Source organism: Aeromonas schubertii (assembly GCF_000820105.1).
Taxonomy (GTDB): Bacteria; Pseudomonadota; Gammaproteobacteria; order Enterobacterales; family Aeromonadaceae; genus Aeromonas; species Aeromonas schubertii.
The window spans coordinates 76,601-90,778 of sequence record NZ_CDDB01000021.1 but is presented as its reverse complement, the minus strand read 5'-3'; the positions used below and the strand labels follow the sequence as shown (position 1 = coordinate 90,778).

Below are 14,178 nucleotides of genomic sequence, written 5' to 3'. Positions count from 1 at the left end.
TTGACTTAGGGTTGAGCCTTCCCCGGAAGGAAGACGGCGACGAGTCAGAGGAGGGAGATCGGAGGGCGCTCCAGCCGCTCCACCGGGGCGACAGGGACGAAACGGCTCGGCTCGGGGAAGCAGGGGGTATCGGGCACCGGACGGGCCACCCCCAACCAGGCATCCGCCACCACCGTCATGCTGAGGGCCGTGGTGAAGCTGCCGCAGGGCATCGCCTTCTCCAGGTTGCGCTCCATGGCGCCACAGTGGCTGGTGAAGGTACAGAGATCGGCCGCCGCCCTGGTCCCGAACGACATCAACACCAGCAGCAGACACCACAAGGGTATCCAGCGGCCGGCGCCGAGTCGGGAATGGGTTAGGGAGAGCATGGGAGACCTCATCGGGAACAGGGGCATATCCTAACCTTACCACCGGGGGCAGGGTCAAGGCGGGATCGACGGACTGGACGCCATCGACAACCCGGCCGAGAATGGGGCCCCTGTGACAGGACAAACCGAGGACCCCATGAAACGCATCCTGGTGCTGTTTGCCCACCCCGCCCTGCAGAAGTCGCGGGCCAACCGCAGTCTGCTGCAGGCCATCTCGGATCTGGAGGGGGTCACACTGCACGATCTCTATCAGACCTACCCGGATCAGCTGATCGATGTTAAACGGGAGCAAGCCCTGTTGGCCGAGCACGATCTCATCGTCTTTCAACACCCCTTCTACTGGTACTCCTGCCCCGCCATCCTCAAGGAGTGGTGCGATCTGGTGCTCGAGTACGGCTATGCCTATGGCCAGGAGGGCACCGCCTTGCACGGCAAACAGTGGCTCTCGGCCATCACCACAGGGGGGGCACCGGAGTCATACAGCGAGGCCGGCTACAACCACCGCCCCCTGCTCGACTTCCTGCTGCCGTTTCAACAGACGGCCCGGATGTGCGGCATGACCTGGCTGCCCCCCTTCGTGCTGCACTCCTTCCACAAGCTGAGCGAACCGGGAGCCTTCACCCGCTGCGGCCAGGAGTATCGCCGCCTGCTCGAGGCCCTGCGCGACGACCGCCTGGCGCAGGAGCAACTGGCCGGCCGCGACTACCTGCGCGATCTGCTGGAGGCGCTGTGATGGAACAGGGACTGCTGCACAACGCCCTCATCTATCTGGGGGCCGCCGTCATCGCGGTGCCGCTGGCCAAGCGCTTCGGCCTCGGCTCTGTGCTCGGCTACCTGCTGGCGGGTATCTTGATCGGCCCCTATCTGCTCGGCCTGGTGGGGGATCAGAAAGAGGTGATGCACTTTGCCGAATTCGGTGTGGTGCTGATGCTGTTTCTGGTGGGGCTGGAGCTCAAACCCGCCCTGCTGTGGCAACTCAAGGGACCCATCCTCGGCACGGGTGGTCTGCAGATGGTGCTCACCACGGTCGCCCTCACCGGGGTGGGGCTGCTCTTCTCCCTCGGTTGGCAGAGTGCGCTCGCCATCGGCCTGATCCTGGCCCTCTCCTCGACGGCCATCGCACTGCAGAGCCTGCAGGAGCGCCACCAGATGCAGAGCGAGAGCGGTCGCAGCGCATTCGCCGTGCTGCTGTTGCAGGATATCGCCGTCATCCCCATCCTCTCTCTGCTTCCCCTGCTGGCCCTGCAGCCCACCACCCTCGGCGAGAGCAGCGGTCTCAGTGGCTGGCAGCAGGGCATGGTGGTGGCCGCCGCCATCAGCGGCATAGTGTTGGGTGGCCACTACCTGATGCGTCCCATCTTTCGTGCCATCGCCCAGGCCCATCTGCGGGAGATCTTCGTCGCCGCCGCCCTGCTGCTGGTGGTGGGGATCGCCGTGTTGATGGAGTCGGTGGGCCTCTCGCCGGCGCTCGGCTCCTTCCTGGCCGGCGTAGTATTGGCCGAGAGCGAATACCGGCACGAGCTTGAGGCGGACATGGCCCCCTTCAAGGGGCTGTTGCTCGGCCTCTTCTTCATGTCGGTGGGGGCCGGTATCGACTTTAGCCTGTTTGCCGAGCATCCCCTGCTGATCCCCCTGCTGGTCATCGTGCTGGTGGCGGTGAAGTGGGCCGTGCTGATGGGACTGGGCCGGGTGCTGCGGATGAGCCCGAACCAGAACTGGACCTTCGCCCTGGCGCTGGCCCAGGGGGGGGAGTTTGCCTTCGTCCTCTTCTCCTTCGCCGGCCAGGCCCGGGTGCTCGATGGTGAGATCACCGACCTGCTCACCCTGGTGGTGACCCTCTCCATGGCGCTCGGTCCCCTGCTGCTGATCCTCAACGATCGCCTGATCCAGCCCCGCTTCGACTATCAGGCTACGGCCCGGGAGCACGCCAACCCCGAGCCCGCCGACAACCCGGTCATCATCGCCGGCTTCGGTCGCTTCGGGCAGATGGTGGGGCGTATGCTGCACGGTCACGGCATCGGTACCACCATACTCGAGCAGGACCCGAGCCAGATCGAGATGCTGCGCAAGTTCGGCTACCAGGTCTTCTACGGGGATGCGGCCAGGCTCGATCTGCTGCACGCGGCCGGGGCCCACCAGGCCAGGCTGCTGGTGGTGGCGGTCAACGATCCGGCCATGACCCTGGCCATCATAGAGACGGCGCACAAGCACTTCCCCCACCTGCGCATACTGGCCCGGGCCCAGGACCGTCCCCACGCCCACGCGCTGCTGCGTAACGGGGTCGAGAGGGTCTATCGCGAAACCCTGGGGTCGGCGGTCGATCTCGGGGTCGAGGCTCTGACCCAGCTCGGCTTTCGGGCCAACCAGGCGTGGCGCGCCGGCCAGACCTTCAAGCAGCACGACAATCGTCTGCTGCACGAGCAGCTCCACTATCTGGACGACGAATACACCTATATCAACAAGAGCCTGCAATACCGCGACATCCTGGCCGACTTGCTGCAAGATGACGAGGAGGAGCAGGAGCGCGCCCGTCATCACGACTGGGACAGCGGTTTGCCCGCCGATGAACACCCCAAGGAAGAGAGATGATCACCTACTACCCATTGATAAAGCACCTGCATATGCTGCTGGCCATGGTGAGCCTGCTGCTGTTTCTCGGCCGCTGGATACTGGCACTGATGGAGAGCCCGCTCTTGCAGCGCAAGTGGCTCAAGATAGCTCCCCACATCAACGACACCCTGCTGCTCGGGGCCGGCCTCTGGCTGGCGGTGCTGCTGCACCTCTCCCCCGGCAGCCAACCCTGGTTGCTGGCCAAGCTGATCGCCCTGGTCGGCTATATCGCCGCCGGCATGGTGGCCCTCAAGAGCCGGCGTCCGCTCCTGCGTACCCTCTCGGGGGTCAGCGCACTGGGTCTGTTTGGCTACATGGTGGGGGCCGCCCTCCTCAAGAGCCCCCTCTCCTGGCTGAACTAGGCAAGCAAAACCCACTGCGACAGAAACCTTCAGGGCCTCTAACGGGGCCCTTTGTTTTGTTAAAATCCATGATTTTCAGATAGATATGCCATTGTGTATGTAAATGGCGACACTTGTCGCAGCAAAAAATGCGACAGAAGCTGTCGCAACTTGTCTCTAGGATAGACTCATAGCCCATCAGCAAAGGCATTCACCATGAGCAAGAAGCTGTTAAGACAACTGACGCTGGCACGCTGCATTCCGCACCGTCCCTACAAGCTGACCGCCAGCCAACTGCAGGTGAAACTCGAGGAAGAGGGGATTCGTGTCAGCCTGCGTACCGTCCAGCGCGATCTGGAGGAGATGTCCGGCATGGGTCTGTTCGACCTCACCTCCGATGAGCGCAGCAAGCCCCATGGCTGGTGCTTCGAACGCAACGGCCTGAGCGACTTCGCCAATATCATGCCCCTCTCCCTGGCGGTGGCCCTGAAGACCTGGAGCGATCAGGCCAGTCAACTGCTGCCGGCGAGCGTGCTGACCGAACTCAACCCCCTGGTGGACAAGGCCTGCCAGGTGATCCAGGACAGCCAGAGCGAACCGGCCCAACGCTGGCTCGAGAGCGTTCACCAGTCGCCGCGCCCCTTCGCCGGCAACCCGGATATTCGCCGCAGCACCCTGATCCGCGACGCCCTGTGGCGTGGCCGCAAGTTCAGCGCCGACGTGCAGCGGGTGATCAAGGAGCGCACCGTCTGGCTGCGTTACGATCTGATCAACCCCCTCGGCATCCTGAATCAGGAGGAGGGCCCGGTGCTGCTCTGTACCCTCTCCGAGCTGGATCCCAAGGTCTACGGCATCGCCTTCGACCATATTCGCGAAATAGAGCTGACCAACCACAGCACCACCCAGCCGAAGGATTTCAACCTCCAGAAGCTGGTGCGCGAGCAGAGCTATCAGGATGCCAGCAGCACCATCCGCTTCGTCGGCCGTATCGACGAGAGCAGCCAGGCCCTGCGCGAGGGTGACATCCCCGGTCGCAACCAACGCATGACCCGCTATGACAAGCGCAGCGTGGTGGTAGAGACCGAGGTGGCCGACACCCCCGAGTTTCGCAGCTGGCTGCACAACATCGACGGTCAGGTCGAGGTGTTGGCCCCGGAGTTTCTCAAGAAGGTCTACCCCTCCCGTCTGAGCTGATGACAGCCTCAAGAAAAACGCCGCTCTCAGGAGCGGCGTTTGCATCTATGGCCCTTAGCGATCCGTCAGCAGCAGGGCGGCCAGATCGACCCGGTTGATGGGCCCCTCCCGTCCACCCGCATCGTTATAGGTCTCATTGGAGCTTAGATAGCTCATGTTATAGAAGTCGCTGACCCGGACGCTGTAACGACCGGCCGGCAGATCGACCGCCAATGGCGTCGACTCGCGCAGGGGCTTCTTCTCCCCCTCCTTCATGACATGGGGCATCTGCACCACACCGCTCGCCACCACGGCACCGCCCTGGCTCAGCACTTCGACCAGCTTGACCCCGTTGGTCACTCCCAGATTGATGGCGTGGTGACCGTTGAAATACTCGAGCCGGATCATCCGCTTGCCCTCGATGGGCAGATCCCCGATCAGCAGCTGCTCACCCGGCGCCCCCCAATCCTTGAGATAGGCGACCTCAATCCCCTCCCCCGTCACCAGGCTGCCATCGTGGCGAACCCTGGCGTCGGTGACCGGGATGCGCTCTCGCACCGCGTTCAGGCACAAGGGCTTGGCGTGATGGGAGCGATGGCCACTGGACCCATAGACCGCCTCGGCGCTGTAGCAGGCCCCGTCGGTCGCAGGCAGACCCGCATCCAGCCAACGCGGCTCGGTCAGGCCACTGGCCACCCGCTGTCCGTTGCGATAGAGGTTGTAGGTGACGCCGCCGCGGTTGGCCATGTCACTAAACTCGACGGCTACCCCGTCACCCTGGCGGGTCACGGCGACCATCTGCGGCTCCACGGGGGCAAAGACGTTGGAGTCATCCACCGAGCGGGGATCGACCCCCTCGATCAGGGTCACCGGCTGCTCGTCGCGCTGGGCGGCGCCAAACCGGATCTCGATGCGGTTGCTCCCCTGCAGCTGGCTGGCGTCGATCCGATCGCCGCTCACCTCGTTGCCGTTGAGGCGGATTCCCGCCACCGGATAGTAACCACCGACCGCCCCCTGTGCGGGCAGTTGCAGCACTATGCTGATCGTCTTGCCCCGATAGTTGAGCCCCGTCAGGGCCACGCTGTCACTGCCCCCCATGAGGCGGTGCAGCCTTGTGGTGACGAAGGGCGTGAGGCGTATGCCCCCCTCCTCCACCCGGTAGCCGAAGATGTCACTCGTCACCATGCCGAGGTACCCCCCCACGGACCAGAGTTGGCGCTGGGAGTTGATCACCGGGCCACTCAGCTCGGGGTGCTCCAGATCCATCAGGGAGGGTTGACCGGAGAGCCACTCCAGGTTCTCCATGTTGGAAAGGTTGAGGGCCGCGCCGCGCATCAGGGTGTCCACATGGCGATCAACTGCCGCCACGCTCTTCACCTGCACCGACGCCTTGAGGGCGTAGGCGGTGACGAAGGGCCAGATGGAGCGGTTGTGATAGACGGGCACATCGGGTTGCTGGGGGAAGTAGACGGGCGCCCCGAAGGGGCCGAAGGGGTAACGGCTGACGATCGACCTGGCCTGCTGCTCATCGGCGATGCCGCTGACGATGGCCAGGGCCTCCCCCAGCATGTCGAAGCGATAGCCCTGGCCGGCATCGGTCGCACCATAGATGAGGCTGGCATACATGCCCTGCTCCGGCATCCAGAAGCCCCGGTTGATGGCCAGCTTCAGATCCCGGGCCCACCCCTCATAGCGGCTGGCCGCCTCGCTCTCCCCCTGCTGGTCCGCCAGGCGGGCCGCCAGGCGCAGCGCCCGGTAGTGGTTCACGTTGGTCGAGAGGGCCTTGCTCATGGCGATATGGGCGATGTCCCCGGTAATCCACCTGGCATAGGTCTGTTCACGCCAGTCCAGGTAGGACTGCTCCCCCGTGTAGAGGCCGTCGGCCGGATCGAAGGCGGCCAGCCGGTCGCTCTCCAGGGTGGCCTTGAGCCCGCCATAAACCTGGCGAGCGAAGACGAGCCGCTCCGGCTCATCCAGGCTGCCCAGCACCGATTCGGCCCCCATGGCCCAGGTCACCCGATCCGTGCTGATGGGCCAGCTGCCGCCGGTCCCTGTGTCCTGCACTATCTGCGCCCCCTCGGGGATGCGGGGCGAGAGATCCCCCTGCAGGGATGCCCTGAACGGGGAGAGCTTGAACTGCAGCGAGTTGCGGGCGCGCAGGGGATCCAGGGTGCCGAGCCCCAGATCGGTGGCATAGGAGAGATCCCGGGTCCAGACATAATGCCACTTGGCCCCCGTCTCGAAGCAGTCGCACGGGATGGCCCGGCCACCGTTGTAGCTGCCATCCTTCACCTCTGCCACGCTGTTGAGGCGCATCTCATGGTTGGCCAGGGCAAACAGGGCATCGAAGGCCAGGCTGCCGGTGCGCACCCTGGGCAGATCGGCCTCCTCCCGGTAGGTCACATGATTTTCGACCGGGTCACGCAGCTCCTGGGTGGTGGATTGGGCGTATTGGCGCAGCTCGGCATCGCGCTTGAGCACCGAGAAGGTGACCTCCTCCTTCACCCCGGCTTGATAGGTATCGAAGGAGCGCTTCTCGACCGCCTCATGCCCCTGATGCGGGTTGACCAGGGTCAGATCCTCAGCGCTCGCCTCGCTCACCATCAGACGGGGGGCATCAGCCCGGCTCGCATCCAGCTCAAACTTGTAGAACCCTTCCTGAGCCAGGGTGAGATCGAACGGGCTGCAGGCGCCATCACAGCGCGCCAGCGGCAGGCTCTCGCTGGGTTTGGCCTGCGCACCCAGGCTCGACAGGCCCAGTTCGCCGCCGGCTGAGCCTATCTCCAGCCGGTGATCACCGGCCGCCAGGCGGGCCACGGTGACGTAGCGACCGTCTCCCAGATAGGTGAGGGAGAGGACCGGCTCGCGGCTCCCCTCGATGCCGAACAGATAGAGGGTTTGAGGGTACACAGGGTCATCCCGCTCCATGGTGAAGGTGATGCCGGGGGCCGCCAGATCGGCGCGATTCACCTCGACCTTGATGTCGAACAGCCCCTTGCGCTCTACCACCAGCCGGTTGTTTTGTCCCCCGTCCAGGTAGTACATAGGATAGGCTTGCCCCGGGTGAATGGCGGTCTCTTTCTGGGTGTCGGCGGCAAAGTCCGGATAGGTCCCCCACTCGGGGCCCGCCACCTTGAAGGGGGGCATGCCGCTGTTGAGACGCAGGTTATCCAGGTGATAGGCGCCGTCACGATAGACAAACTTGAACTTGTTATCGCGATTCCAGCCACTGAACTCCCCGACCATGTAGAGATCGAACGCCCAGGGGGCCTTCTGGGCCTCGGGGTTGGGCGGGGTTGTCGAGTCATTCTGGTTGCAGGCGCTGAGTAGCAGGCCGCCGCTGCAGAGGGCAACGGCCATGGCGACAGGATGGAGCTTCATGATTTTCCCTTTATTTTTTATAGGCAACGATGTGCCGCGCCATTCTAGGGAAGAGGATCATGGGGTTAGAAATAGCACAGGGCCTCACCACCGATAGAGGCCATCTATAACGCCCCCGAAAAGTGTGATCGGGTCACCGTTGAGAGGCCATAACCCGCTATTTCGATTCTCTGAAACTGTGATCGTGACGGGGCTCCCCGCACCGCCTTCCGCACCTTGCTACCCACACTCGGCGGGGATATGGTGGCCTCCCCTTGCCAAGCCCCCATCATCACAGTGAACCGACAGCTACAACAATTCATTCAGGTCGCCACCTGCCGTAACCTGAGCCAGGCGGCCCGACACCTCGGCGTGACCCAACCCACCCTCACCCACAACATGCGCCGTCTGGAGGAGAGGCTGGGGGTCACCCTCTACCAACGCAACAGCAGCGGCATCACCCTGACCGAGGCGGGACTCTGCCTGCTGGAGCAGGCCAGGGAGATAGAGGCGCTCTATCAACAGACTCACCAACGCCTGCAACGAATCCGGGATCGCCAGCACCACGCCCTGCGCATCGGCACCGGTCACGCCTGGTGGCACGGCCTGTTGCTGCCGGTCGTCAGCCGCTATTGTGATGCCCACCCGGCCGCCTCGCTCAACATCCAGGTGGGTAACCACCTGCGCCTGCTGGACCTGCTCGCCCATCATGAGATCGATCTCTTCATCGGCCACGAGATCCACGGGCTGGCCGAACAGAGCCAACTCCACTTCGAGCCCTTGCTGCAGGCCGAGGATGCCCTCTTCGTCCGCACTGGACACCCCCTGAGCCACACCCTCTGCAGCAAGCAGGACCTGGCCCGCTACCCGACCCTGCTGGTCACCCCCGATGAACATCGCTTCATCCGGCTGGTACACGACCTCTCCACCAAGCAGGCAGAGAAGCAACGCATGGGAATCGACGACAAATTCATCCACACCACCAACTCCATGATGGTGGCCATGGACCTGCTGCGGGGGAGCAACATGATCATGCCCTTCCCGCGTCAGATGGGGGAATACCTGGGCCGGCAGGGGCTGCTGCCCCTGCGGATGAGCGAGGAGTACAACAGGGGCATCATAGGTGTGTATTACCGGCAGGGGGAGGAGTGGACGACCATGCTCCGGTTACTGCAACAGGAGGCGGCCCGTCATCGGCAGGGCTGAAATGCAAAAAGGCCGCTCTATGAGCGGCCTTTTCAAATGTGGTCGGTGTGAGAGGATTCGAACCTCCGACCCCTTCGTCCCGAACGAAGTGCGCTACCAAGCTGCGCTACACACCGATGTCGACGGGGCGTGAATTTACCTAAACCCCCGCCCCGTGACAAGGTTTTTTTCACTTTTTTTTGGAAAAGCGGCGCGTTTGCTCACCGCCTGCCCGAAGCGCCGTTTTTTCAACCAGAAAGACCCTGGGGACCGAGCAGGCGATGGCGCCAGTCGGCGGCTTCCCCCCGCTCCAGCCACTGGCTGGCATGGTGTCGCCAGTTGGGGGAGAGGGTTGGATGCTCCGCCAGCAGACGCAGATCGGCCTCAACCAATGCCTGGTTGAAGAGGATATCCGCACAGCGCTTCACGCTTAGGGTCGAGGTACGATCGATCAGGGTCAGTTCGGCATCCGGCGCAACAGCGCCCTCCTCCACCACCCGCAGTAACCAGCCACAGCGACCGCTCAGCTGCATCATCAGGGAGAAGTCGGGGTAACCGAAGCGCAGGTTGAGCTTGAAACAGGGAGAACGGGGCTGACTCACCTGCACCAGTGCCTCACCCAGGCGAAAGAGGTCCCCGATATGAACCCCCTCCTCGGTCAGGCCAGTGCACGAGAGGTTCTCGCCGAAGGCGCCGGGCAACCAGGGAGTGGCGGGATCGGGTAACCCCAGGCTCTGCTGCCAGCTGCGCCAGAAGGCGTAGTGGTCGGCAGGATAGTGATGCAGGGCCCGTTCCGGGCCACCGTGATGGCGGGGATCGGCCTGCTCATCCCCCTCCAGCCCGGTTGCACCACACCAGAGCGAAGCCGTGGCCGGCCGCTTGGCGATGGCGGAATCAAGCTGGGGGGAGAGTGCAGCCCGGCTGCCGGTAAAGAGGGTAATCCGCATTCTCATCCTCCTGATTGACGAGAGAATGCGGATCTTATCATCACTGGGCGTCGACCACCGACTGCATCTGCAGCATGTGGGCAATCTCCGCCTTGCGACGCTTCTCTGCCTTGGCCATGAAGTACCAGCTAAAGAAGGTAAACAGGGAGACAGAGAGCAGGATCAGGCTGGCGATGGCGTTGATCTCCGGCTTCACACCGAGACGCACGGCGGAGAAGACCTCCATCGGCAAGGTGGTCGCGCCGGGGCCCGCCACGAAGCTGGCCAGTACCAGGTCATCCAGCGACAGGGCAAACGACATCATGCCACCGGCCGCCAGGGAGGGGGCGATCATCGGGATGGTGATAAGGAAGAACACCTTCCATGGGCGAGCCCCCAGATCCATGGCCGCCTCCTCGATGGAGAGATCCAGCTCGCGCAGGCGCGCCGACACCACGATCGCCACATAGGCCGAACAGAAGGTGGTGTGGGCGATCCAGATGGTCAGCATGCCCCGCTCCGCCGGCCAGCCCACCAGCTGGGCCATGGCCACGAACAGCAGCAGCAGGGAGAGACCCGTGATCACCTCGGGCATCACCAGCGGCGCCGTCACCATGCCACCGAACAGGGTCCGGCCACGGAAGCGGGGGATGCGGGTCAGCACGAAGGCCGCCAGGGTACCGAGCGCCACCGCCGCGATCGCCGTGTAGAAGGCGATCTCGAGGGAACGCAGCACAGAGTTGATGAGCTGGGTGTTCTTGAGCAGACCGAAATACCACTTGAGGGACCAGCCCCCCCACACGGTCACCAGCTTGGAGGCGTTGAAGGAGTAAATAACCATGATGACCATGGGCAGGTAGATGAAGGTCAGACCGGCCCAGAGCATGAAGCGGGAGAAGTTGTGCTGTTTCATACCTTGCCCTCCAGCTCCTTGGCCTGGTTACGGTTGAACAGGATGATGGGGATGATGAGGATCGCCAGCATCACCACCGCCAGGGCCGAGGCCACCGGCCAGTCGCGGTTGTTGAAGAACTCTTGCCACAGCACCTTGCCGATCATCAGGGTCTCTGGACCACCGAGCAGCTCGGGAATGACGAACTCCCCCACCACAGGGATGAACACCAGCATGCAGCCGGCGATGATGCCGTTCTTGGAGAGAGGCACGGTGATCTGCCAGAAACGGGTCAGGTTGCGCGCCCCCAGATCCGAGGCCGCCTCGAGCAGGCTGTGATCGTGCTTGGCCAGGTTGGCGTAGAGGGGCAGCACCATAAAGGGCAGATAGGAGTAAACGATGCCGATGTAGACGGCCACGTTGGTGTTGAGGATCTGCAGCGGCTGATCGATGAGGCCGATCCCCATCAAGACGCTGTTGAGCAGCCCATTGTTGCTGAGGATGCCCATCCAGGCGTAAACCCGGATCAGGATGGCGGTCCAGGTGGGCATCATGATGAGCAGCAGGTAGACGGTCTGCATATGCTTCTCGGCCCGTGAGATGGCGTAGGCCATGGGGTAGCCGATCAGCAGACAGAGCAGGGTGCTGATGAACGCCATCTTGAGCGAACCGAGATAGGCGGCCAGATAGAGTTCATCCTCGTCGAGCAGCAGGTAGTTGCCGAGGTTAAGCAGTATGGTGAGCTGGTTATCGGCCCAGGTCATCACATCCGTGTAGGGCGGAATGGCCACATCCGCCTCGGCGAAACTGATCTTCAGCACCATGATGAAGGGGAGCAGGAAGAACAGGAACAGCCAGAAGAAGGGCACACCGATGACCAACCGGCGGCCGATGGCAAGATTCATCGTCTTCATGATTGCAGCACCACGCCGCTGTCATCTTCCCAGTAGAGGAACACCTGGTCGTTCCAGGTGGGCCGCTTGCCGTGGCGTTCGGCATTGGCGATGAAGGCCTGAACCACCATGCCCGACGGCAGCTCGATGAAGTAGACGGAGTGGCCCCCCAGGTAGGCGATGTCGTACACCTTGCCCCAGGTGCCGTTATGGTTGGGATGCTCCAGGTCCTCCGGCTTCTGGGTGCTCATCAGCAGCTTCTCGGGACGCAGGGCATAGGTGACCTTCTTGTCCTCGGCCCGGGTACTGATGCCGTGGCCCACCATGATGGGCTGATCCAGATGGGGACAGGCGATCACCGCGTGGTCCAGCTCATCTTCCACCAGCACGCCGTCAAACAGGTTGACGTTGCCGATAAACTCGCACACCAGGCGGCTGGCCGGGGTCTCGTAGATGTCCATCGGGCTGCCGATCTGCTCGATGCACCCCAGGTGCATGATGGCGATACGCTCGGCCATGGTCATGGCCTCTTCCTGATCGTGGGTCACCATGACGCAGGTCACCCCGACCCGCTCGATGATCTCCACCAGCTCAAGCTGCATCTGGGAGCGCAGCTTCTTGTCGAGCGCCCCCATGGGCTCGTCGAGCAGCAGCAGCTTGGGGCGCTTGGCCAGAGATCGGGCCAAGGCCACCCGCTGCCGCTGACCACCGGAGAGCTGGTGCGGCTTGCGCTTGGCATATTGGGTCATCTGCACCAGCTTGAGCATCTCCTCGACCCTGGCATCGACCTCAGCCCTGGGCAGACCATCCTGCTTCAGACCGAAGGCGATATTCTGCGCCACTGTCATGTGCGGGAAGAGGGCGTAAGACTGGAACATCATGTTGATGGGGCGCTCGTAGGGGGGCATGTCGGTGATGTCCACCCCGTCGAGGAAGATGCGACCCTCGGTCGGACGCTCGAACCCCGCCAGCATCCGCAGCAGGGTCGATTTACCGGAGCCCGAGCCCCCCAGCAGGGCGAAGATCTCCCCCTTGTTGATGTTGAGGGAGACGTTATCGACCGCCAGGGTCTCGTCAAACTGCTTGCTCACCCTGTCGATCTTCACCAGCACCTCTTTCGGCTGCTGGCTCCCTTCTAGGGCTTTCTTGTAGGCACTGGAGGCTATTGCCATCACCAAACTCCCAAACAATGCACACTGCCCCTCACGGCCGTGTCCTGGCTACTGAGACGAAGGGGCGGGCCTGCCGGCCCGACCCCGCTTTTTGTTATTTTCCGGTCTTGACCCGGCTCCAGCTGCGCGTGAACTGTCGCTGGATCTTGGGGGTACGCTCGGCGGCGATGTAGAGCCGGCCGAGCACGTCTTTACTGGGGTAGATGCCCTGATCGGTGAGCATCCCCTCATCCATGTAGGGCACCGCCTTGGTATTGGGATTGGCGTACCCCACGTACTTGCTGACCCCGGCGATCACCTGGGGATCGAGCAGATAATTGATATAGGCGTGGGCCTCTTTGACATGCCTGGAGTCCACCGGAATCGCCATCATGTCAAACCAGAGGTTGCTCCCCTCCTTGGGGATGGAATAGGCGATCTCGATCCCCTTGCCCGCCTCTTCGGCACGGGCGGCGGCCTGCATCACATCGCCCGAATAACCGACCGCCACGCAGATGTCGCCGTTGGCCAGATCGCCGATGTACTTGGAGGAGTGGAAATAGGTGACATAGGGGCGGATCTCCATCAGGCGGGCCTCGGCCTTCTTGAAGGTCTCCGGGTCCTTGCTGTTGGGATCGAGCCCAAGGTAGAGGGCCGCCAGAGGCAGCATCTCATCCCCTGAATCGAGCAGGGCGACGCCGCATTTGGCGAGCTTCTGGATATTCTGCGGCTCGAAGATGACGGCCCAGGAGTCGATGTGATCCACCCCCAGCACTGCCTTCACCTTCTCGACGTTGTAGCCGATGCCGTTGGTCCCCCACAGGTAGGGCACCGCGTACTGGTTGCCGGGATCGTTGACCTCCAGCTGTTTGAGCAGCATGGGGTCCAGATTGTTCCAGTTGGGCAGCAGGCTGCGGTCGAGCTTCTGGAAGGCGCCCGCCTTGATCTGCTTGCCGAGGAAGTTGTTGGAAGGCACCACAACGTCATAACCGGTATTACCGGTGAGCAGCTTCCCTTCCAGGGTCTCGTTGGAATCGAACACGTCATAGACGGGCCGAATGCCGGTGACCTTCTGGAAAGAGGGCAGCGTCTCTTCGCCGATATAATCGGACCAGTTATAGATGTGTACGGTCGGAGCAGCCTGGAGCAGGGAAGAGGCTCCCAACAACAGGGTCGCGGTCAACAGTTTGCTATGCACAGAATCCATCCTCGTATCTTGGGTTAGAGAACCTGAACCCCTCACACTCCGGCGAATTCCCCTCCGGCGAACCGGAGGGGC

At 63.0% G+C, this 14,178-nt stretch carries 12 protein-coding genes and 1 tRNA gene; 5 read left to right on the top strand and 8 right to left on the bottom strand.

Annotated elements, in window-relative coordinates:
* Nucleotides 1-44: 44 nt before the first annotated feature.
* The gene (locus tag BN1133_RS04380; protein ID WP_050665330.1) at nucleotides 45-368 is read right to left on the bottom strand and encodes a hypothetical protein; all 324 of its coding nucleotides are present in this window, start codon (nucleotides 366-368) and stop codon (nucleotides 45-47) included.
* A gap of 136 nt (nucleotides 369-504) precedes the next feature.
* Here BN1133_RS04380 and kefF point away from each other — a divergent pair, with 136 nt between their 5' ends.
* From kefF to BN1133_RS04360, 4 genes are all read left to right on the top strand, one after another.
* Nucleotides 505-1,101 (top strand): glutathione-regulated potassium-efflux system oxidoreductase KefF, encoded by a 597-nt coding sequence (gene kefF / locus BN1133_RS04375; RefSeq protein ID WP_050665329.1) that lies wholly within the window; start codon nucleotides 505-507, stop codon nucleotides 1,099-1,101.
* Nucleotides 1,101-2,957: a monovalent cation:proton antiporter-2 (CPA2) family protein gene (locus BN1133_RS04370; protein WP_050665328.1), complete on the top strand. Its 1,857-nt coding sequence runs from the start codon at nucleotides 1,101-1,103 to the stop codon at nucleotides 2,955-2,957. The genes kefF and BN1133_RS04370 overlap by 1 nt, the downstream gene beginning before the upstream one ends.
* The gene (locus BN1133_RS04365; protein ID WP_050665327.1) at nucleotides 2,954-3,340 is read left to right on the top strand and encodes a SirB2 family protein; all 387 of its coding nucleotides are present in this window, start codon (nucleotides 2,954-2,956) and stop codon (nucleotides 3,338-3,340) included. The genes BN1133_RS04370 and BN1133_RS04365 overlap by 4 nt, the downstream gene beginning before the upstream one ends.
* Before the next feature lie 195 nt (nucleotides 3,341-3,535).
* Nucleotides 3,536-4,513, top strand: a complete 978-nt coding sequence (locus BN1133_RS04360; RefSeq protein ID WP_050665326.1) for a helix-turn-helix transcriptional regulator — start codon at nucleotides 3,536-3,538, stop codon at nucleotides 4,511-4,513.
* A 54-nt stretch (nucleotides 4,514-4,567) separates the two neighbouring features.
* Here the strand turns inward: BN1133_RS04360 and BN1133_RS04355 are convergent, their stop codons facing one another.
* Complete coding sequence (locus tag BN1133_RS04355; protein ID WP_231686237.1) at nucleotides 4,568-7,873, bottom strand: alpha-L-rhamnosidase-related protein; 3,306 nt, start codon at nucleotides 7,871-7,873, stop codon at nucleotides 4,568-4,570.
* A gap of 240 nt (nucleotides 7,874-8,113) precedes the next feature.
* Between BN1133_RS04355 and BN1133_RS04350 the strand changes: the two genes are divergently transcribed.
* Nucleotides 8,114-9,058 (top strand): LysR family transcriptional regulator, encoded by a 945-nt coding sequence (locus tag BN1133_RS04350; protein ID WP_231686236.1) that lies wholly within the window; start codon nucleotides 8,114-8,116, stop codon nucleotides 9,056-9,058.
* A gap of 39 nt (nucleotides 9,059-9,097) precedes the next feature.
* Here the strand turns inward: BN1133_RS04350 and BN1133_RS04345 are convergent.
* The 6 genes from BN1133_RS04345 to BN1133_RS04320 all read right to left on the bottom strand — a co-directional run bounded on the left by BN1133_RS04345 (nucleotide 9,098) and on the right by BN1133_RS04320 (nucleotide 14,106).
* Nucleotides 9,098-9,174: transfer RNA gene (locus BN1133_RS04345), tRNA-Pro, on the bottom strand.
* Nucleotides 9,175-9,285: 111 nt separating this feature from the next.
* Complete coding sequence (locus BN1133_RS04340; RefSeq protein WP_050665325.1) at nucleotides 9,286-9,984, bottom strand: MOSC domain-containing protein; 699 nt, start codon at nucleotides 9,982-9,984, stop codon at nucleotides 9,286-9,288.
* A 40-nt stretch (nucleotides 9,985-10,024) separates the two neighbouring features.
* Complete coding sequence (locus tag BN1133_RS04335; RefSeq protein WP_050665324.1) at nucleotides 10,025-10,876, bottom strand: ABC transporter permease subunit; 852 nt, start codon at nucleotides 10,874-10,876, stop codon at nucleotides 10,025-10,027.
* Complete coding sequence (locus BN1133_RS04330; RefSeq protein ID WP_050665323.1) at nucleotides 10,873-11,769, bottom strand: ABC transporter permease subunit; 897 nt, start codon at nucleotides 11,767-11,769, stop codon at nucleotides 10,873-10,875. The genes BN1133_RS04335 and BN1133_RS04330 overlap by 4 nt, the downstream gene beginning before the upstream one ends.
* Nucleotides 11,766-12,920, bottom strand: coding sequence for a polyamine ABC transporter ATP-binding protein (potA, locus tag BN1133_RS04325; RefSeq protein WP_050665322.1), 1,155 nt, complete (start codon nucleotides 12,918-12,920; stop codon nucleotides 11,766-11,768). The genes BN1133_RS04330 and potA overlap by 4 nt, the downstream gene beginning before the upstream one ends.
* A 94-nt stretch (nucleotides 12,921-13,014) precedes the next feature.
* Nucleotides 13,015-14,106: a polyamine ABC transporter substrate-binding protein gene (locus tag BN1133_RS04320; protein WP_050665321.1), complete on the bottom strand. Its 1,092-nt coding sequence runs from the start codon at nucleotides 14,104-14,106 to the stop codon at nucleotides 13,015-13,017.
* Nucleotides 14,107-14,178: the final 72 nt, after the last annotated feature.

Coding starts and splice junctions, on each gene's coding strand:
- BN1133_RS04380 (WP_050665330.1), bottom strand. CDS start 368: ATGCTCTCCCTAACCCATTCCCGACTCGGCGCCGGCCGCTGGATACCC.
- BN1133_RS04360 (WP_050665326.1), top strand. CDS start 3,536: ATGAGCAAGAAGCTGTTAAGACAACTGACGCTGGCACGCTGCATTCCG.
- BN1133_RS04365 (WP_050665327.1), top strand. CDS start 2,954: ATGATCACCTACTACCCATTGATAAAGCACCTGCATATGCTGCTGGCC.
- potA (WP_050665322.1), bottom strand. CDS start 12,920: ATGGCAATAGCCTCCAGTGCCTACAAGAAAGCCCTAGAAGGGAGCCAG.
- BN1133_RS04335 (WP_050665324.1), bottom strand. CDS start 10,876: ATGAAACAGCACAACTTCTCCCGCTTCATGCTCTGGGCCGGTCTGACC.
- BN1133_RS04330 (WP_050665323.1), bottom strand. CDS start 11,769: ATGAAGACGATGAATCTTGCCATCGGCCGCCGGTTGGTCATCGGTGTG.
- BN1133_RS04340 (WP_050665325.1), bottom strand. CDS start 9,984: ATGCGGATTACCCTCTTTACCGGCAGCCGGGCTGCACTCTCCCCCCAG.
- kefF (WP_050665329.1), top strand. CDS start 505: ATGAAACGCATCCTGGTGCTGTTTGCCCACCCCGCCCTGCAGAAGTCG.
- BN1133_RS04370 (WP_050665328.1), top strand. CDS start 1,101: ATGGAACAGGGACTGCTGCACAACGCCCTCATCTATCTGGGGGCCGCC.
- BN1133_RS04350 (WP_231686236.1), top strand. CDS start 8,114: ATGGTGGCCTCCCCTTGCCAAGCCCCCATCATCACAGTGAACCGACAG.
- BN1133_RS04355 (WP_231686237.1), bottom strand. CDS start 7,873: ATGAAGCTCCATCCTGTCGCCATGGCCGTTGCCCTCTGCAGCGGCGGC.
- BN1133_RS04320 (WP_050665321.1), bottom strand. CDS start 14,106: ATGGATTCTGTGCATAGCAAACTGTTGACCGCGACCCTGTTGTTGGGA.